We start from the raw sequence: 18,334 nt of genomic DNA, 5'->3' as shown, positions 1-18,334 counted from the left end.
AAAAATGCAAAGATATATCTAATTACTAAAGCAATTGCTTTTCTATGGCTATTTTAATGATGCCTACACTGTTTTTTGCCCCTAACTTGCTCATAATATTCATCCGATGTGTTTCAACGGTTTTAGGACTGATAAAGAGTTTTTCTGAAATTTCCTGTGTTGTTAACTCTTCCGAAATGGCAACTAAAACATCGTGTTCTCTCCGTGTTAAATTTGGTTTTAAGCCATTGTCGGTTATTTTCCCTGTAGATTGAATTAACAATTTATTTTTTATGTTCTTTTGTAAAAACAGTTCTCCAGAAAGTACTGTTTTCATAGCTTTTATGAGTTCTAACTTATCAGTATTCTTCAACAAATAACCATGAACACCATTTTTAAGCATACGCTTTACGAACGATATATCCTCAAAATTTGTAAGCGCTATTATTTTTAACTCCTTAAATTTTTTCAATAATTGGTTACTTAAATCAATGCCATTTATATCGGGTAAATTAATGTCTAAAAAGAGGATATCAGGTTTGTCATTTTCAATGTTTTCGAGCGTTTCTTGGGCATTTTTATACATACCTACAACTTCCAATTCAGGCGTATTTAAAAGCATAGAGGCTATACCCTTTAATACCATTTCATGATCGTCTGTTATTGAAACTTTAATTTTCATTTAATCGCTCTTTATCAATATCTATAGTATACGATGTGCCGTTATTATTTGACATTAAATCCATGGTTGCGTTTAAGTATTCAACTCTCGATTTTACATTATTTAATCCAATACCTTGTGATTTCAAGTTATCTTTATTAAACCCGATACCATTATCTTCCACAGTAATTTGAATATGGTTGTTACGATTACTTATCTGTACATTTACTATGGTTGCTTTGGCATGTTTTAAACTGTTTGTAACGAGCTCTTGTATAATCCTAAAGATATTAATTTCTACTTTTTTAGGTAAGTCAACGGCATCACCCATATGCTGAAATACAATATCCGTTTCTGGGTTTGTTTCACTAAGATTACTACAATAAACTTCGGCAGCTTCAACTAAATCAAAATTTTCTAACGAAGGTGGCACTAAGTCATGAGAAATGGCACGTACTTGTTTACAAGAATCATCAATCATGGTAATGGCTTCCTTTATTACTTTATTATTCATTTCTAACAAAGAAGATAGTTTATATTTTATAGCTGCTAAATCGCCATTTACACCATCATGTAGTTCTTTTGCAATTCGAAATCGTTCATTTTCTTCTCCTTCAATCAAAGCTTCTAAAGTTTTTATTTGATGTTCGCGTTTTAAAGTTAAAATTTCTTGTGTTTTTCTTTTTTGGCGTTGCTTAAAAATAAAAAATGTTAAAAGAGATGTTATTAATAAAATTGCAGCTATCCCAGTCATGATACCATATTGCATTTTCTTTTTTTGGTACGCATCTTCCTGTTTACTCAATTTCAACTCCTGCTCTACTATTTCTTTTTCCTTTTTTTCTGTTTCAAATTGTATTTGAAGCGTATTTACATTTTTTAAATTTTCTTCATTAAAAATACTGTCTTTGTATGCCGTATACTTTTCATGATGGTACAATGCCAATTTAGGTTTTCCAATTTTATCATATAGTTTATAGGATTGCAAATGTAAATTTTGATAAACCTTTTTTGAAGGAATATTATGTTGCAACACATCATTCAATAAGGCTTCACTTTTTTTATAGTTCCCAAGTTCCATATAGACAGAACTTAATTGGGTTAAAGTTTCAGCAATATCTGATGTGTAATCATAAGCTACTTGAATTTTATGAGCTTTATTAAGATACTCTAATGCTTTTGAATAGCTCTGTTTTTCCAAATGTATCAAACCAATGTTTTTTGATACTTGGGCCATTCCCCAATTATTGTTTATCTTTTCATCAATAACTAAAGTCTCATGAAAATATTCAAGGGCTTTGTCATAATTCTGTAGTTCTGAATACACACTTCCCAATCCATTATATACATTTGCTAAATTATTGAGGTCGTTGTTCTTTGTATGTATGGCCACAGCTTGTTCATAGCTTTGGATGGCTTTGTCATACATTTTTAAATTTTTATAAACAATACCAATACTATTAAGCGTAAAGCCCATTCCTGTTGAATCTTTTAAACTTTCATAAAGGCTCAACGTTTTATGATATTGTTTTAAGCTAGATTGATAATCAGTTTGAAGGCTGAAAATCACGCCTTTTTGAAAAAGACCGTTTGCAGTTTTAAATGTATCTTTTAAAGTTTCGGCAAAATCCAAATACTTGTCAATATACCTATGAGCAACTTTATATTCACCTAAGAACCTGTTCAATACAGCGTACTTATAATTAGAAATGGCAATACCATTTTTATCTTTCAGCTGAGAATATAACACCATAGACGAGTCTAAGTGCGCCTCGGCTATGGTAATATCATTATTTATGTACAACCATGCTAACCTCGAGTGAACAGAAGCTTTTACTGAGTTATCGGTAGTTGTTTTTGCTAATAAAAGTAAACTATCCAGTTGTACACTACGATTCTGAGCCAAACAACTAAATGTTATAACTAGAAAAAAATATGTAAGTTGCTTTTTCAAAATTATATCAAATGGATGCTTTAAAATACGGAATTTTAAATTATTCTTTCCTTTTAAAATGCCATTAGAGTTATCATTCTTTTACAAACTTTTTCGAAATATGTCCCGTATCGGTTTTAAGTTGAAAAAGATAAGTTCCAGAGTTTAATCGATTTAAATTGATTGTGAAATTATCTGGAATTTCATTTAAAATCACCCTTCCATTCAAGTCAATTACTTTAAAATCTAAAATAGTTTGGTTGTTAGTATTTAAATACAAAATATCCTTTACTGGGTTTGGGTAATATTTAAAATACTTTAAATCCAAATCGTTTGTACCAAGGGTTATGTTTTCTCCTAAGGCATATAGACTCCAGTTACCGTCAGTATTTTGAATACGCACATATAAAAAGTGATCGCCGGCAGGTAAATTTGCTGGTACTTGAAATACTAAATCTTCATCAATAATTTCTGCATCATCTAAATCTATACTCGTAGCATTACCAATTCCGGGGTCAATATCAAAAAAATACTCTGCCGCAGTAATTAAAGCGGTATTTAAGTTATTAGGACTGACGTAAAAAACGTATTTGTCATACAAACTCCAAGTGTTTTCATCATTAAACAAGCGTACATATAGTTTGTGAATACCTTCTGACAATCCAGTTGTAGCTATATTAAAATCAGCATCAACAATATTTCCGGAAACCACTAATGGTGTTCCATTGCCAACACCTGGGTCGGTATCGATGAAATATTCCGCGGAAGCGATACTGGCGTTATTGGTGTTATTCGGATTTATGAAAAACACATTTTTGTCATATATACTCCAAGAATTATCATCATTAATTACCCTAACATATAATTTATGAATACCATTGGATATTCCAGTGGTTGGAATGTTTAAATCCTGATCGATAATATTCCCAGAAACTGTTAATGGGTTTGCGTTTCCAACGCCAGGGTCGGTATCAATAAAATACTCTGCGGAAGCGATATTTGCTGAATTTGAGTTACTTGGACTAACATAAAACACATTTTTGTCATAAATACTCCAAGAATCATCATCATTAATCACCCTAACATATAATTTATGAATACCGTTGGATATTCCAGTAGTTGGGATGCTTAAATTCTGGTCGATAATATTCCCTGAAACAGTTAAAGGGCTGGCATTTCCAACACCAGGATCGGTATCCATAAAATATTCCGCAGAAGCGATATTTGCCAAATTGGATTTATCTGGGTTTACAAAAAAGACCTGCTTATCATACAAACTCCATGAGTTATCAGTATTAATCAATCTAACGTACAGCTTGTGAACACCATCAGCCAATCCTGATGTTGGAATATTAAAATTTTGATCAATACTATTGCCCGAAAGATTTAAGGGTGTACCATTTCCAACACCTGGGTCAGTATCAATAAAATATTCCGCTGAGGTAATTTGTGCTTTTACCACAAAACATGTAAATAAAGCAACCAAAATAAAATTGAGCTTTTTCATTATTACAGTTTTTAATTAGTTATTAATATTCGCGTTCGCTTTTATATTAATATTTAATGGCGTTCCAGCACTTATAATATTGTTATAAATTACAAAATCGGTTAAATATGGTAACTCTGTGGGGTACCCTCTTAAATTGAAAGGAAAATTACCATTATAAACACCTAAATCATTGCCATCAGTCCCCGCATTTTCTGCTGGTGAACCAGCTTGAATTTGGTAATCATTAGATGTTGAGTTTAAAGACGCATTGGGGTTGAAAGATACAAATTGAGGATCTGAATTGTCAATATTGGTACCAGATAATGCATCAAGGGTTGAATTATAGCTATAGGTTAAATTATTTTGAAAGGTTAATGCATTATTACTGCCAAGGTTCATATTTTCAACATTGGTTCCCCTAAATAAAAAGATATTATTGCTTATTTGGGTACCACTACAATTATTAAATAATTGAATAGAATTATTAGCATCTCCGTTTTGGCGAGTCCAAATGATATTATTATTAAAAATTGTTGAAGCATTGAACCTACTAAATGTAGACCAAGTTGAACTTGTATTGGGTTGCTCAATTATATTATTTGAGATTATCCAATTTTGGGAACTATAAATATCTATTGCATTAAAATTAGCGTTTCTTATATAATTACCAGAAATAATAGCATTGTTTGCTCTTGAAGTTGAGCTGTTACCACCTATATAAGCAATCCGATTGTTTGTTATTATTACATCATGGTTATTATCTGTGGTCAAGTCCAAATAAATATTGTTAATATATAAGCCCGATATCTTTGACCCAGAAGCATTACCGCTTCTAAAGTAAATATCACTTATTGAAGCAACTTGACCAGCGTTTAATTCTGGAATATGACCTATACCATAAATACTTAGTGGTTTAGTCATAAGAATATTACCGTAGCTATTTGGCGAAGGTTGTACATAAATAATATCGTTTGCTGTTGCAGCATCAACAGCTGCCTGTATAGTCGTGAATTGAGCTCCTGAACCTTGATTATTATCCACAACATGTACAGTTTGTGATTGTGTTGAGATTGCTATGATAAAAGCAATAGAAAAGAGTAATGTTTTCATGATATTTTTGAGTTTTAATGATTTATACTATTTGTTTATTGCAATGTATTATCACTTACCGAAAAAAAAGTAAGGGCATTCCTTGATTTATAAAAAATCAGGGAATACCCTTAAAATTGATTCCTGTCCGAGCAGGAATAGCAAAATTGTTTATTTAAAACGCATTTACAATAGCAAAAAAATCTTTTGCATTTAATGATGCGCCTCCTATTAAACCGCCGTCTACATCAGGTTTAGAGAAAATTTCTTCTGCGTTATTTGGTTTTACACTTCCGCCATAAAGTATAGATACTTCATCTGCTATGTCGTTACCATACTTGTTAGCAATTGTTTTTCTGATGAATGCATGCATATCTTGAGCTTGTTCTGGAGTCGCTGTTTCTCCCGTTCCTATGGCCCAAACAGGCTCATACGCTAATACAATATTTTGAAATGCTGATGCTTCCAAGTGAAATAAAGCATTCTCAATCTGATTTCCAACTACGGTCTCTTCCCAGCCCTTTTTTCTGTCTTTTAATTCCTCTCCAAAACAAAAAATAATACGCATATCTTTAGCTAAAGCTGCATCTACTTTTTTCGCTAGTAATTCATCCGTTTCATTAAAATATTCGCGACGCTCACTATGACCTAAAATAACGGTTTGTACTCCAATACTTTTTAACATACTTGCGCTTACTTCACCAGTATATGCTCCATTAGATGCAAAATGCATGTTTTGCGCTACTACTTCTATATCATCTTGTCTAAGCGATTCAAACGCATGCCAAAGATTGGTAAAAGGTGGTGCAATCATAACCTCAGCGTTAGAAGTTTTTGTTTGCTTTTTCAAGTCCGTTATTAACGATTGTGTTTGTGCCAAATCGTTATTCATTTTCCAGTTTCCTGCTACGATATTTTTTCTCATTTTATAAAATTTAATTGGGCTATAGTTTGCTGAAAATTAGCAACTAATAGCAGTTACAAAATTAAGGGTTACGTCTGGATAAATTGATGAGAATTTGATTGAATTTTGTTGAATTATCAACATTTTTCGTAAAAATAAAAGGTATTAAAGAGATTTTTTAATAGACTCTACTATGTTCGAATCCTCGGCATTTTTGGCTTTAAATAGTTCAATGCTCCCCGCTTTATCAATCACCATATAACGTGGTATCCAATTGGAGTTTAAAAAATCTGAAAACGGACCTTTTTGCCCAGAGTTTATAAAGTAATGATTGCCTTGAATATTATATTTCTGAACACTGCGTTTCCACGAAGCAACGTTTCTATCAACCGATAAAAAAACAAACTCAACGCCATCATTTTTAAACTCATTTTGTAAAGCTTTTACTTTTGGTAAACCAACAAGACAATCACGACACCAAGAAGCCCATACGTCAATCAATACCACTTTACCTTTATATTCTTCCAGTACATTTTTTAAGGTTATAGTTTCGCCTGATGGCGTTGTTATTACTTCAGATAATGCTTCTTCAGTAAATGCAGTAGGCGTTTTTGTGTTACAACTAAAAAAACTTATTAGCAATAGAATAATACAATATACTTTCTTCATATTTATTCTAGTTTCACTTTAGGATCTAACCAGACATAGATTATGTCGACTAAAATATTAATAATTACAAATAATACGGCAATAATTAAAACAGAACCCATTATTACTGGCAAATCTAGGGTGTTTAAGGCATTAACAATTTCCTTTCCTAAACCATTCCATCCAAAAATATATTCAACAAAAACAGCTCCAGCCAACATAGAGGCAAACCAGCCTGAAATAGCTGTAACCACAGGATTTAAAGCATTTTTTACTGCGTGTCTTTTAATAATTTGAAACTCACTCAAACCTTTCGCCATAGCAGTTCTAATATAATCTTGATTAAAAACTTCTAACAGAGAATTTCGCATGAGTTGAATAACGACTGCCAACGGACGAATACCCAAAACCACCGCTGGTAATATTAAATTTTTCCATTTAATATGCATCGCTTCTCCAAAATCGTCAAGTTCATATAGGCTTCCTGTCATTTCTAAATTGGTATACTTATGAAGCACATACCCAAAAAACCATGCGAATAAGATGGCGCTAAAAAATGATGGCACACTCATACCTAGTGTACTAAATATTTGAATAGTTTTATCGAGCCAATGGTCTTTAAAAAGTGCTGAAACTATCCCTAAAAGAATACCAATAATAATGGCTATTGTTATTGCTGCAACAGCTAGAACAAAGGTATTTGGTAATGTTTCAGCTAAAACCTGACTTACTTTTTTTCCTTGTTTAGTAAACGATTCTCTTAGGTAAGGGTATTTTATAACCGCGCTGGTATTTCCTATAGTGAACAATTTCGTAGCACTGTATTTATCCTCGCTTAAAAAAGTGTAGTCTTCTATATTTTTTGAATGAAATGAAAGTGGTGACAAATCATTTAAATAATACAAAAATTGAGTACTTATGGGTTTGTCGAATCCGTATTTCTGCTTAATTAGTGCCAGTTGCTCACTATCTTCGTTTTGACCTAACATCATTCTAGCAGGATCCCCCGGAAGCACATTAAATAAAAAGAAGATAACAGTAACTACTCCAAATAATGTGAGTAAAGCGTAAGCGATTTTATTTAGTAAGTAGCTAATCAGTTTTCTGGTTTTAAAATAACTTCAACAATACCAGTGTAAACTGTATTATTTTCTAAGTTAATTTCTTTAAGTCGTATTGAATCCTTTATAACATTAACACTTTCTATTTTCGATGAATCAAGTGTCTCAACCTCCTCTTTTGTAGAAGCTTCACCATTAATAAAATATCCAACTTCCGAAAGTTCCTTTTTAGTTTCAATTCGTCTTTCAACTTTAGGAAGCTTTAACTCCTCAATATCATTCCAATGCACTTTTTGCATCACGGTACCTTTATCCAACTCTAAAATCCCAGGATTTGAACGCACAACAGTTTTTAGTGCTTTTTCATCACATAAGTACCAGTTAAAACTCAGATTATAGGTTTTGTTTATACTTTCTTTAGCTTGTTCTCCTGATGCAGTTAAACCTATAATGTCGTACCCTTTGCTTATTGCTTTATCTTGTAGCGCCTTTAATTTTAAAGCTCCATGTTTTTCAATTTTTTCAAGACTATAAGAAACCACAACTATTAAGTTTTCTTTACTTAAAAAATAATCAGTTAAATCTTCATCTGCTGCTTCTATTGAGAAATCGTAGATTGGAGGTTGGTAACCTTCTTCAATAACCTTAGTGTCTACACTCACAAAATCACCTTCTACTGAAGGATAAGACCCATTTGTAGTAATTACTTTTTCCTCACCATTCACATTAAATTTCCAATAATATTCAATTACTGGCTTAGGCGCATCGTCAGGAACGGTCATACCTTCTTGTATATTCGCACCAATTTTATAAGCCCTAAAATCTTTTACAGGTAAATGCTCAAGCACATGGTACCCAAACCACAAACAAAAAATAAAACTTAAAAGTGCTAATATTGTTGTTGGAAGCTTAGTAAATACTGGTTTAATATGCTTTATTCCAATGAATAAAATCAGAATAAAAAATAACAAAATGATGTCTTTTGTAAAACTCTCCCAAGGCGTTAGCTTTAAAGCGTCTCCAAAACATCCGCAATCTTTTACTTTATCAAAATAGGCAGAATAAAAGGTTAAAAACGTAAAAAACACAATCATGAGCAACAGACTCCAAACTGTAAACTTTGGTTTGTAACCAATGATTAAAAACACCCCTAAAACAACTTCAAAAACAACCACCAATACCGAAATTCCGAGTGCGTAAGGCTCTAAAAATGGTAAGTTTAATACATCGTAACTAAAATACTCTTGTAGTTTATAAGAAAATCCAAGTGGGTCGTTTAATTTTATTAATCCTGAGATGATAAATAAAATACCGACTAATATTCTTGATATAGCGACCAATATTTTCATACTAATTATTTATATGGATTATTGCAAAAACCGCATAATTAATCATGTCTTGATAATTAGCATCAATACCTTCACTAACTAATGTTTTACCTTGGTTATCTTCAATTTGCTTCACACGTAACAACTTTTGCAAAATTAAATCGGTTAAACTACTTACCCGCATATCGCGCCACGCTTCACCATAATCATGGTTTTTATCTTCCATAAGTTTTTTAGTAATTGCCACATGCTTTTCGTACAGAGCGGTAGCTTCTTCAGTCGATAAATCGGGTTGTTCAACCACACCCTTTTCTAACTGTATTAAAGCCATAATGCAGTAATTGATAATACCTATAAACTCACTTACCTCACCTTCATCTACTTTTCTAACATCGTTTTGTTGAAGACTTCTAATACGCTGCGCTTTTATAAAAATTTGGTCGGTAAGCGATGGTAATCGTAATATTCTCCACGCACTACCATAATCGCTCATTTTTTTAACAAACAAACTTTTACAAGTATCTATTACTGCATCGTATTGTTTTGAAGTATCTTGCATAAATAAATTGAATTTTGCGTAAATTTCGCATAAATAATTAAAACCTTCAAGGTTTATGGTTTAAAGTTTTAAACTATGTACAAACACCTTGCAAAACAGTATGAATGACAATTAATTGTAAAGGCCGACTTATTGATTTATCATCACCTAAAGTGATGGGAATTTTAAACATTACTCCCGATTCGTTTTACGATGGCGGTCAGCATAAAAACGAAAAAGACATTCTTGTTCACGTTGAAAACTTGTTAAACGCAGGTGCAACTTTTATTGATGTTGGTGCCTATAGTTCTCGCCCTAATGCAGACCCAGTTAGTGAAGATGAAGAGTTAAAGCGAATTACACCCATTGTAAACCTTATTCTAAAGCAGTTTCCAGAGATATTACTTTCCATTGACACCTTTAGAAGCGAGGTAGCAAAACAATGTATTGAAGCTGGAGCGGCTATGGTTAATGATATATCCGCTGGAAAATTAGATGATAATATGTTGCCAACCATTGCAAGTTTACACGTACCATATATTATGATGCACATGCGTGGAAACCCTCAAACGATGCAACAAAAAACGGACTACGAAAATGTAGTAAAAGATGTGTTGTTTTATTTTTCCGAACGCATCACTGCTGCAAAAGCTTTAGGAATTGTTGATATGATTATTGATCCAGGGTTTGGTTTTGCAAAAACTACCGAGCAAAACTTTGAGCTTTTAAATAAATTAGAACTTTTTAAAATGATTGAAAAACCTTTGTTAGTTGGGGTTTCAAGAAAATCAATGATTTATAAAACATTGGAGACCACAGCAAAAGAAGCACTAAATGGTACTTCAGTTTTAAATACTGTGGCGTTACAAAAAGGCGCTTCCATTTTACGAGTTCATGATGTAAAAGAAGCTATGGAGTGTATAAAATTAGTTGAGTCGTTAAGTTGTTAGTTATCAAGTTTATGAAACGAATAATTTTGTTATTGATAGTAAGTTTTGTTTTTTCCTGCGGAAATAAAAAAGTGATTGAATTACCTGAAATCAATCATTCTCAAATTACTGAAGTACATGATGTATCTGCCGCTTATTTGTTTTATGATGAAACTCAAAAAGATAGTGTAGAGCTCAACAGAAAAAACCTCATCAGCACTACTAATTGGTTAGTAAATGTTGATAAACGATTGACTTTAAAACAAGTGATTCCTCATATTAAATTTTTACAAGAAAAAAAGCAAAACGCAGGTCATAAAAATGAAAATGCTAAAAACTATTTTACTTGTCATGATACCAATAGAAACGATTTAGGATTTGTTGAGTTTACAAATACTAAATATAATATTGAAGCAAATTATCCAAAAATAATTGCATCGGTTATACCAAAAGAACCAATGTTACTTTTGGAGTTTAAATCAAATGGAACACTTTTAATACAAGATTTATACGCCAATAGGATTAATCCTTTAGAGGTTTTAAATTTATCTGAAATAAGCGTTTCAGAGCTTGAAAACCACTTAAAAAAAGAATACTATGGTAAAATAATACTGTCCTTTCAGAACAACTTATTATTTCAAGATTACATTTCTGTAAAATCGACATTATCAAAAATAGATTTAGAAAATATAATTATATGGAAGGAAGAATTCGTTTTATTTTAACCATATTTTACTAAATTTACCAAAACCACTAGCCTTTGGAAATCTTTAAAGACCTTTTAAAATTCTCGGTTGTAGATATTATCGATGTTATTTTAGTAGCACTACTACTCTACTACATTTACAAACTGGTTAAAGGCACTGTTGCTATCAATATTTTTATAGGCATCATCATTATCTATTTAGTGTGGAAACTCACCAGTTTTCTAGAAATGGAACTTCTTACTGGTATTTTTGGTGGCTTTATGAAAGTGGGAATTATAGCCTTAATAGTGGTGTTCCAACCAGAAATACGGAAGTTTTTACTCATGGTAGGATCGACCAATTTTAATAGGCGACGAAAATTTTTAAAACAATTTAGTTTCTTAAAAACGGAAGGTGAAAGTGAAACCGATGTAGATGCTATCATGTCGGCATGTAATAAAATGAGTATGTCTAAAACGGGAGCGCTTATTGTTTTTGAACGCAACAATAACCTTGATTTCTTAGCCTCATCGGGTGATGAAATGAATATAAAAGTTACCCAACCCATTATAGAGAGTATCTTTTTTAAAAATAGTCCGTTACACGATGGCGCCATTATAGTAAGCAACAATATTGTAAAAGCAACAAGGGTTATTCTTCCAGTTAATAACGAAAAAACCATTCCGCAACGGTTTGGTTTACGACACCGTGCAGCCATTGGTATCACTGAAAAAACGGATGCTCTAGCTTTAGTTGTAAGTGAGGAAACGGGGCATATTTCTTATTTTAAAGATGGTGAATTTGTAGTTTTTGAAGACACCAATCAACTTAATTTAATGATAAAAAAGGATTTGGTTTAATGACATGTAAAAACTGTGATACTAAATTACTTGATACTCAAAAATATTGTTTTGAGTGTGGTGCAAAAGTGATTAAAAACAGGCTTACGCTTAAAAGTATTTTTCAAGATATTAATAGCCAGTTTTTCAATTATGATAATAAGCTTTTTCAAACATTCAAACTTCTGTTTACTAAGCCTGAAGAAGTTATAATTAGTTTTATAAACGGTACTCGGAAAAAATACATCAACGTCATTCAATATTTTGCCATTTCATTAACCTTAGTGGGGTTTCAAATATTTTTAATGAACACCTTTTTTAAGGATGCTTATAATATTGATATGCCTTTTGGTAACACTCTTGAAAATTTTCCAAATCAAGATAAAAATCCGTTTTCGCCCCAAAACTTCAGTTATGAAGAGGTTAATAACTATCAAAGTTTAATTTATATTTTATCGGTTCCTTTTTCAGCAATAGCTACGTGGTTAACGTATTTTATTATTGGTAACAGACGTTTTAACTTCACTGAGCATATAATAATTAATCTATATTATTCTGCTCAAATTGTTATTGTTACAGCTATAATTACAATACTTTTTTTATGTTTTGGCATTAACTTTATGCTTATTACAGGCCTTATAACCATAGTAAACTTTATATATTTTTACTATGTATTAAAGCGTGTTTTTAATACTAGTTATTTGGAAACCCTTGGTAGCTTTTTTATAATTTTGGTATTTATTTCTGCCGTTTTTTTAACGATATCATTATTATTAGGGCTGATAATAGGAATTTTAATTGCGTAGAATGAATTGTAGAAATTGTAATACCGACTTATCTCCAGAAAGTGAGTTTTGTTATTCGTGTGGTGGCAAAGTAATTAGAAATAGATTAACCTTAAAAAATCTGTTTGAACATATTAGTGAAACCTTTTTTAATTACGACAATAAGCTACTAAGAACATTTATAAAATTATTCACTAAGCCAGAAGACGTTATAGGGACCTATATAGATGGCGTTAGAAAAAAATATGTGAACCCAATTAGTTACTTTGGTTTAGCACTTACCGTTTCAGGTTTATATTTATTGGTATTAAATAAATTCTTTCCAGAGTCTATCGATTTTTCAACATTTACGACACCCGGTGCTGAAGATTTACAAAAGAAAAACGTAAGCTTTGTTCAAGAATATCAATCGATTGTTATGATGCTCTATGTTCCATTATATGCTATTATGGCTAGAGTGTCCTTTGTTGGTTTAAATAAGTTCAACTATACGGAATTAGTTGTGGTATTCCTTTATATCCAAGCACAGCTATCTATTTTTACAGGAATTACTGGTGTTATCGTTGCTGTTTTTGGGGTTTCACAAGGTGTTTTTAGCATGGTTTCTATACCCTTAATGATAATGTATTCTGCATTCTGTTTAAAACGCTTATACCAACTAAACTTTCTAAATATCATTTTAAGAACACTTCTATTTTTAGTTGTTTTAGCAATAGTTTTTATAATTGTTACAATTGCTTTTGTGGTAATTATGTATTTAAATGGGGATATGGAACAAATGATTGAAGCCCAAAGAGCTGCGAGAGGCGGTTAAGCAACCTCTTCGTTTTGTAAAAACTGAACTTCGTATAAATTCTTGTAGTACCCGTTTTCCTTTTTCAGAAGTTGATCATGCGTTCCTTGTTCCACAATTTTTCCAGCATCCATTACTAAAATTTTATCCGCTTTTTTAATAGTTGCCAATCGGTGTGCAATAACAATCGAGGTTCGTCCTTGGGTTATTTTTTCTGTAGCATTTTGAATAAGTTGCTCAGAATACGAATCAACCGACGAGGTAGCTTCATCCAACACCAAAATACTTGGGTTGGTAACATAAGCCCTTAAAAACGAAATAAGTTGTCGCTGACCCGAAGACAGCATCACACCGCGTTCTTTTACGTTGTATTGATATCCATTAGGTAAACTCATTATAAAATCATGAATGCCAATATCTTTAGCCGCTTGGGTTACCTGCGCTTCAGTAATGTCGGGTTGATTTAGTGTAATATTATTCATAATGGTATCTGCAAACAAAAATACATCCTGTAATACCACCGCAATTTGCGTACGTAATGACGCCAAGGTTACGTCTTTAATGTTTATCCCGTCCACCAAAATAGCACCGTCTTTAATTTCGTAAAAACGATTTAATAAGTTTATAATAGTCGATTTCCCAGCACCTGTAGCTCCAACAATAGCAATGGTTTCACCCACATTTACATCAAATGATACGCCTTTTAAAACTTCTTCGTCTTCAACATAACTAAAATGCACATTATCAAACCTAATATGACCTTTAAACGACTCTGCAACGTGTGTTCCTTTGTCATCAATGTGCGAGGTAGTATCTAAAACTCTAAAAACTCTATTGGCAGCTACCATACCCATTTGTAAGGTATTAAACTTATCAGCAATTTGCCTTAATGGTCTAAATAACATAGGAATGTACATGATAAAGGCTACTAAAACTCCTTTGGTAACGGTGCCTTCCATAACGTTTAAACCACCATACCATGCTACTAAACCAATACAAAGAGATGACACTAAATCGGCAATTGGGAAGAAAATAGAGTTATACCATACCGTTTTAAGCCATCCTTTTTTATGCCGCTCGTTTATAACGGTAAACTTTTTGTATTCTACATCTTCACGCGTAAACAACTGTAATATCTTCATGCCCGTTAATCGTTCCTGTACAAACGAGTTTAGGTTAGAAACCTCATTACGCACTTCTTCAAAAGCCTTTTTCATGTATTTTTGAAACAAGCGTGTTGCGTACAATAGCAACGGCAACATCACAAAAACAATTAAACTCAGCTTAACGTTGGTATAAAGCATCACGCCAAAAACCACAGCCATAGTAAGCAAATCTCTAAAAATCATAAATAATCCTTCGCCAAAAATATCGGCAATACGTTCCATATCCGTTACAGCACGGGTTATAAGAACACCAACCGAAGAATTATCATAATACTTCATTTTAAAACGCAGTAAATGGTCAAATAACTTTACACGAACATCCATCACTAAATTTTGCCCTAACCAAGCCGCGTAATAGATAAAAAGTAACTGAAAAACCGTTTGCAAGATTAAAACGGCAAGCATCAACATAATGTAAAACAAAAAGCCCTGTTCCTTTTGGTTTGTAATACTATCGTCAATAGCAATTTCGGTTATTTTAGGTGTTGCAACACTAAAAATAGCAAGTAATATTACCAGGATTAACAATCCACCAAAAATAAACTTGTAAGGCTTTATATATTGAAAAAGACGCTTAAAAAGCTTAAAATCAAAGATATTTTCTTTTACTTCACTCATGTATTTTTATATCCTCAGGATATTCAATATTCGTTAAATACAAGGCGTGCGCCGGAACCGAAAATCCTGCTTCACTCCTATTTTTAGATTTAATTATGGTGTGTAAATCATCAATGCTCAGTTTACCCAACCCAATATTAATCATGGTACCAACAACCGCTCTTACCATGTTTCGCAAAAATCGGTTGGCTTTAATAACAAAATGTAGCTCGTTATCTTTAAAAAACCATTCCGCTTGCATTATATCACAATAATACGTTTTTACATCCGTATTACTTTTTGAAAAGCATTGAAAATCTTTATAGTCAAATAATATTTTCGAAGCCTTATTCATTACATCCACATCCAGCGACTGTTTTACATAATAGGTATTATTAAACGTAAACACATCTTTTTCTAGCGTTACTCTGTACAAATACGTTCTACTTATTGCATCAAAACGAGCGTGTGCATCAGCCTTCACTTTAAAAATATCTCTTATGCCAATATCGTTAGGCAAAAAGGCATTCAGTTTAAAAATAAAGTTTTTAGTCTTAAACTTTACATCCGTATCAAAATGGGCAAACATTTGTGTGGCATGTACGCCAGCATCGGTACGTCCTGCGCCAACAATAGCAATAGGTTCTCCTAACAAGGTAGATAATGCTTTTTCTAATACTTCTTGGACTGATACCGCATTAGGTTGATTTTGCCAACCATGATACGCTGCACCGTTATAAGAAAGTTCTAAAAAATATCGCAAGGTGTTTTACACTTTTATTGAAACAACAAAGATAGACAGTTTTGTTATTTCAGCGCATTCCAGAATCTTAATTAAATATTAAAAGTGTTGCCACTTCGAGTTAGTCCTATTTTTTCGGAATAGTATCGAGACCTTGGGCATTACCTTTATCCTAGAACAAGTTCAGGAACCAGGTCGGGCTTTCACTACTCACTCCTTCCTTCGTCAGGGAGTTCAAACATGCCGTTCAATCCCTAACGCGAGGATTTTCGTAAGTAGACTAGAACTAGCAATAAATTATATACGGTGTTGGCAATTGGCTTTATTCTTTACAATGTTTTTCTAATGCTTCTAAAACCATCCAATTATCATCTCCAAGTGACACAGCTTTTTTCAAATCCGCACAAATTTTAGTCAGATCCGATTCTGGTATTTCAGTTTCTTTTGAAGCGATTATTTGGATGTCTTTGGATTTGGATAAAGTCCGACCATTTCCAAGTTCGTGTTTTCTTAAAATAGCAAAAGCTCGATTCGAATAGGCATTTGTAAAATACGGTTCAATCTCAAGAGTTTTATTGAAATCTTCTATTGCTTCATCAAACTGAAAATCATTTAATTTCATTGTGGCTCTTGCAAAATATCCGTCAGCCCAATTTGGTTTCAATTCCAATGCTTTGTCTAATTTCCTTATTGCTCCTTTATAGTTTACTTGTTTGTACAATTCTTGAGACTCGTTGTATAACTTGAAAAGTTTGTCATTTATTTTATCCTTTTGATAAACACCATTTTTATAAACGTTTTTTCCTTTAATTTCTCCTGTTGAGTAATACGAAATTGATTCTCCATCCATTTTTCCATTCACAAAGTTTGTCCGTTGTTTTAATTGTCCGTTTGGATGATACATTTTCCAAATTCCAGTTTCCTTTCCGTTCTCAAAACTGCCTTCTTGCATTAAAGTTCCATCTTCATAAAATCTTTGTTCAAGTCCATTTGAAATTCCGTTCTCGTATTCAATTTCGTCAGATATATTTCCACTTAAATGGTAAAGCAGACGTTTACCTTTTAGTTTTCCGTTATACAAAATTCCCTCGCCTTGTTTTTTTCCAGTTAGATAATAGTCAATAAATTTTCCTGAATATGGTGTTGAACTATTTTTTAAATACCAAGTTCCATTTTTTTTGGTCATTAATTTAGTTGTCGGAATTGCTTTTATGCTATCAGGTCTTTTCACATATTCTTTTGTGAAAACATAAATAATTCCATCCAAATCTTTATAGCCAGAAGATTCTATTACTTTTGTGTCTTTTACTACAACAACATTATCAATTTCGTTTTCCGTTAATGTTCCAAATCCTTCTTTAGGTTCTTCTATTAAAGGAATAGAATCAACAACATATAGAACATTTTCATTTGAGTTCTGACCAAAGCAAATTATTGATGATAAAGTCAGTAATAAAATCAGTATTTTGTTTTTCATTCGTTTTTTCAGCTTGCAGGTAAAGTTATCGAAGTTATCATTTTTTTCTGACAAAATCAATAAAAATTCATCAGCAGAATAAAACAATAATCAATAACTTTACAAACAGATTTGTACACTACATAAATGACAAAAATATTACTGCTTTCAGACACACACGGTTATATAGATAACGATATTTTAAAGTATGTAAAACAAGCCGATGAAGTTTGGCATGCTGGCGATATTGGCGATTTACAGGTTACCGATGCTATAAAAGAACTAAAACCTTTACGCGCTGTTTATGGTAATATTGACGACTCACAAATACGTTTAGAGTTTCCTGAAAACAACCGTTTTATGTGCGAAGGTGTTGATGTTTGGATAACCCATATTGGTGGCTACCCCAATGCTTATAATATGCGCGTGAGAGACGCCATTAAAGCTAACCCACCAAAACTGTTTATTTGTGGGCATTCGCATATTTTAAAAGTGATGCCTGATAAAAAATTAAACCTGTTACATATGAACCCTGGTGCTGTTGGTAAACACGGTTTTCATAAAACCCGTACCATGCTTCGTTTTACGATTGATGGTAACAAAATTGACAATTTAGAAGTTATTGAGTTTGATAAACGTTACTAAAACGTTTTGCGTTAGGGATTGCAGCGGCATCCTTTTTTATGTTCTCGATACAAATTTGCTTAAAAG

General features: G+C 32.4%; 18 protein-coding genes. 6 read left to right on the top strand and 12 right to left on the bottom strand.

Going from position 1 to position 18,334, the window contains the following annotated elements:
- Window positions 1–25: 25 nt before the first annotated feature.
- From L3X39_RS12475 to L3X39_RS12435, 9 genes are all read right to left on the bottom strand, one after another.
- Window positions 26–661, bottom strand: a complete 636-nt coding sequence (locus L3X39_RS12475; RefSeq protein ID WP_237232172.1) for a response regulator — start codon at window positions 659–661, stop codon at window positions 26–28.
- Entirely contained in the window at window positions 651–2,546 is a 1,896-nt protein-coding gene (locus L3X39_RS12470; protein WP_237232171.1) for an ATP-binding protein, read from the bottom strand. The genes L3X39_RS12475 and L3X39_RS12470 overlap by 11 nt, the downstream gene beginning before the upstream one ends.
- Window positions 2,547–2,667: 121 nt before the next feature.
- Window positions 2,668–4,080 carry a T9SS type A sorting domain-containing protein gene (locus L3X39_RS12465; protein WP_237232169.1) on the bottom strand — a complete coding sequence of 471 codons (1,413 nt, stop codon included), beginning with the start codon at window positions 4,078–4,080 and terminating at the stop codon, window positions 2,668–2,670.
- A gap of 15 nt (window positions 4,081–4,095) precedes the next feature.
- On the bottom strand, window positions 4,096–5,172 hold the full coding sequence (locus tag L3X39_RS12460; RefSeq protein WP_237232167.1) for a right-handed parallel beta-helix repeat-containing protein: 1,077 nt from the start codon (window positions 5,170–5,172) through the stop codon (window positions 4,096–4,098).
- 154 nt (window positions 5,173–5,326) lie between these two features.
- The gene (gene tpiA, locus L3X39_RS12455) at window positions 5,327–6,076 is read right to left on the bottom strand and encodes a triose-phosphate isomerase (protein WP_237232165.1); all 750 of its coding nucleotides are present in this window, start codon (window positions 6,074–6,076) and stop codon (window positions 5,327–5,329) included.
- Between the two features lie 144 nt (window positions 6,077–6,220).
- Window positions 6,221–6,724, bottom strand: coding sequence for a TlpA family protein disulfide reductase (locus L3X39_RS12450; RefSeq protein ID WP_237232164.1), 504 nt, complete (start codon window positions 6,722–6,724; stop codon window positions 6,221–6,223).
- Window positions 6,725–6,726: 2 nt separating this feature from the next.
- Entirely contained in the window at window positions 6,727–7,803 is a 1,077-nt protein-coding gene (locus L3X39_RS12445) for an ABC transporter permease (protein WP_237232240.1), read from the bottom strand.
- Window positions 7,800–9,113 (bottom strand): BT_3928 family protein, encoded by a 1,314-nt coding sequence (locus L3X39_RS12440; protein WP_237232162.1) that lies wholly within the window; start codon window positions 9,111–9,113, stop codon window positions 7,800–7,802. The genes L3X39_RS12445 and L3X39_RS12440 overlap by 4 nt, the downstream gene beginning before the upstream one ends.
- Before the next feature lies 1 nt (window position 9,114).
- A complete protein-coding gene (locus L3X39_RS12435; protein ID WP_237232160.1) occupies window positions 9,115–9,651 on the bottom strand; it encodes a DUF1599 domain-containing protein in 537 nt (178 codons plus the stop codon).
- A gap of 104 nt (window positions 9,652–9,755) precedes the next feature.
- Between L3X39_RS12435 and folP the strand changes: the two genes are divergently transcribed.
- Genes folP through L3X39_RS12410 form a run of 5 tightly spaced genes read left to right on the top strand, consistent with a single transcriptional unit; the run spans window position 9,756 to window position 13,683 of the window.
- Entirely contained in the window at window positions 9,756–10,580 is an 825-nt protein-coding gene (folP, locus tag L3X39_RS12430; protein WP_237232159.1) for a dihydropteroate synthase, read from the top strand.
- An 11-nt stretch (window positions 10,581–10,591) separates the two neighbouring features.
- Window positions 10,592–11,284, top strand: coding sequence for a hypothetical protein (locus L3X39_RS12425; protein WP_237232158.1), 693 nt, complete (start codon window positions 10,592–10,594; stop codon window positions 11,282–11,284).
- 35 nt (window positions 11,285–11,319) lie between these two features.
- A complete protein-coding gene (locus L3X39_RS12420) occupies window positions 11,320–12,105 on the top strand; it encodes a diadenylate cyclase (protein WP_237232157.1) in 786 nt (261 codons plus the stop codon).
- Window positions 12,105–12,890 (top strand): DUF3667 domain-containing protein, encoded by a 786-nt coding sequence (locus L3X39_RS12415; protein WP_237232156.1) that lies wholly within the window; start codon window positions 12,105–12,107, stop codon window positions 12,888–12,890. The genes L3X39_RS12420 and L3X39_RS12415 overlap by 1 nt, the downstream gene beginning before the upstream one ends.
- 1 nt (window position 12,891) lies before the next feature.
- The gene (locus L3X39_RS12410; RefSeq protein WP_237232155.1) at window positions 12,892–13,683 is read left to right on the top strand and encodes a DUF3667 domain-containing protein; all 792 of its coding nucleotides are present in this window, start codon (window positions 12,892–12,894) and stop codon (window positions 13,681–13,683) included.
- Here the strand turns inward: L3X39_RS12410 and L3X39_RS12405 are convergent.
- The 3 genes from L3X39_RS12405 to L3X39_RS12395 form a co-directional block, all read right to left on the bottom strand.
- On the bottom strand, window positions 13,680–15,446 hold the full coding sequence (locus L3X39_RS12405) for an ABC transporter ATP-binding protein (protein WP_237232154.1): 1,767 nt from the start codon (window positions 15,444–15,446) through the stop codon (window positions 13,680–13,682). The two genes, L3X39_RS12410 and L3X39_RS12405, sit on opposite strands and share 4 nt — an antisense overlap.
- Window positions 15,439–16,188 (bottom strand): tRNA pseudouridine(38-40) synthase TruA, encoded by a 750-nt coding sequence (truA, locus tag L3X39_RS12400; protein WP_237232152.1) that lies wholly within the window; start codon window positions 16,186–16,188, stop codon window positions 15,439–15,441. Before truA ends, L3X39_RS12405 begins: the two co-directional genes overlap by 8 nt.
- A 301-nt stretch (window positions 16,189–16,489) precedes the next feature.
- On the bottom strand, window positions 16,490–17,644 hold the full coding sequence (locus L3X39_RS12395) for a hypothetical protein (protein WP_237232150.1): 1,155 nt from the start codon (window positions 17,642–17,644) through the stop codon (window positions 16,490–16,492).
- 126 nt (window positions 17,645–17,770) lie between these two features.
- On the opposite strand from L3X39_RS12395, the gene L3X39_RS12390 reads away from it, so the two are divergent.
- Window positions 17,771–18,268 carry a metallophosphoesterase family protein gene (locus L3X39_RS12390; RefSeq protein WP_237232148.1) on the top strand — a complete coding sequence of 166 codons (498 nt, stop codon included), beginning with the start codon at window positions 17,771–17,773 and terminating at the stop codon, window positions 18,266–18,268.
- Window positions 18,269–18,334: the final 66 nt, after the last annotated feature.

Origin of the sequence: Flaviramulus multivorans (assembly GCF_021728415.1) — a bacterium.
Lineage (GTDB): Bacteria > Bacteroidota > Bacteroidia > Flavobacteriales > Flavobacteriaceae > Sabulilitoribacter > Sabulilitoribacter multivorans.
This window is presented reverse-complemented; position numbering and strand designations above follow the sequence as displayed.

Coding starts and splice junctions, on each gene's coding strand:
- L3X39_RS12475 (WP_237232172.1), bottom strand. CDS start 661: ATGAAAATTAAAGTTTCAATAACAGACGATCATGAAATGGTATTAAAG.
- L3X39_RS12465 (WP_237232169.1), bottom strand. CDS start 4,080: ATGAAAAAGCTCAATTTTATTTTGGTTGCTTTATTTACATGTTTTGTG.
- L3X39_RS12460 (WP_237232167.1), bottom strand. CDS start 5,172: ATGAAAACATTACTCTTTTCTATTGCTTTTATCATAGCAATCTCAACA.
- tpiA (WP_237232165.1), bottom strand. CDS start 6,076: ATGAGAAAAAATATCGTAGCAGGAAACTGGAAAATGAATAACGATTTG.
- L3X39_RS12450 (WP_237232164.1), bottom strand. CDS start 6,724: ATGAAGAAAGTATATTGTATTATTCTATTGCTAATAAGTTTTTTTAGT.
- L3X39_RS12440 (WP_237232162.1), bottom strand. CDS start 9,113: ATGAAAATATTGGTCGCTATATCAAGAATATTAGTCGGTATTTTATTT.
- L3X39_RS12435 (WP_237232160.1), bottom strand. CDS start 9,651: ATGCAAGATACTTCAAAACAATACGATGCAGTAATAGATACTTGTAAA.
- folP (WP_237232159.1), top strand. CDS start 9,756: ATGACAATTAATTGTAAAGGCCGACTTATTGATTTATCATCACCTAAA.
- L3X39_RS12425 (WP_237232158.1), top strand. CDS start 10,592: ATGAAACGAATAATTTTGTTATTGATAGTAAGTTTTGTTTTTTCCTGC.
- L3X39_RS12415 (WP_237232156.1), top strand. CDS start 12,105: ATGACATGTAAAAACTGTGATACTAAATTACTTGATACTCAAAAATAT.
- L3X39_RS12410 (WP_237232155.1), top strand. CDS start 12,892: ATGAATTGTAGAAATTGTAATACCGACTTATCTCCAGAAAGTGAGTTT.
- L3X39_RS12405 (WP_237232154.1), bottom strand. CDS start 15,446: ATGAGTGAAGTAAAAGAAAATATCTTTGATTTTAAGCTTTTTAAGCGT.
- L3X39_RS12395 (WP_237232150.1), bottom strand. CDS start 17,644: ATGAAAAACAAAATACTGATTTTATTACTGACTTTATCATCAATAATT.
- L3X39_RS12390 (WP_237232148.1), top strand. CDS start 17,771: ATGACAAAAATATTACTGCTTTCAGACACACACGGTTATATAGATAAC.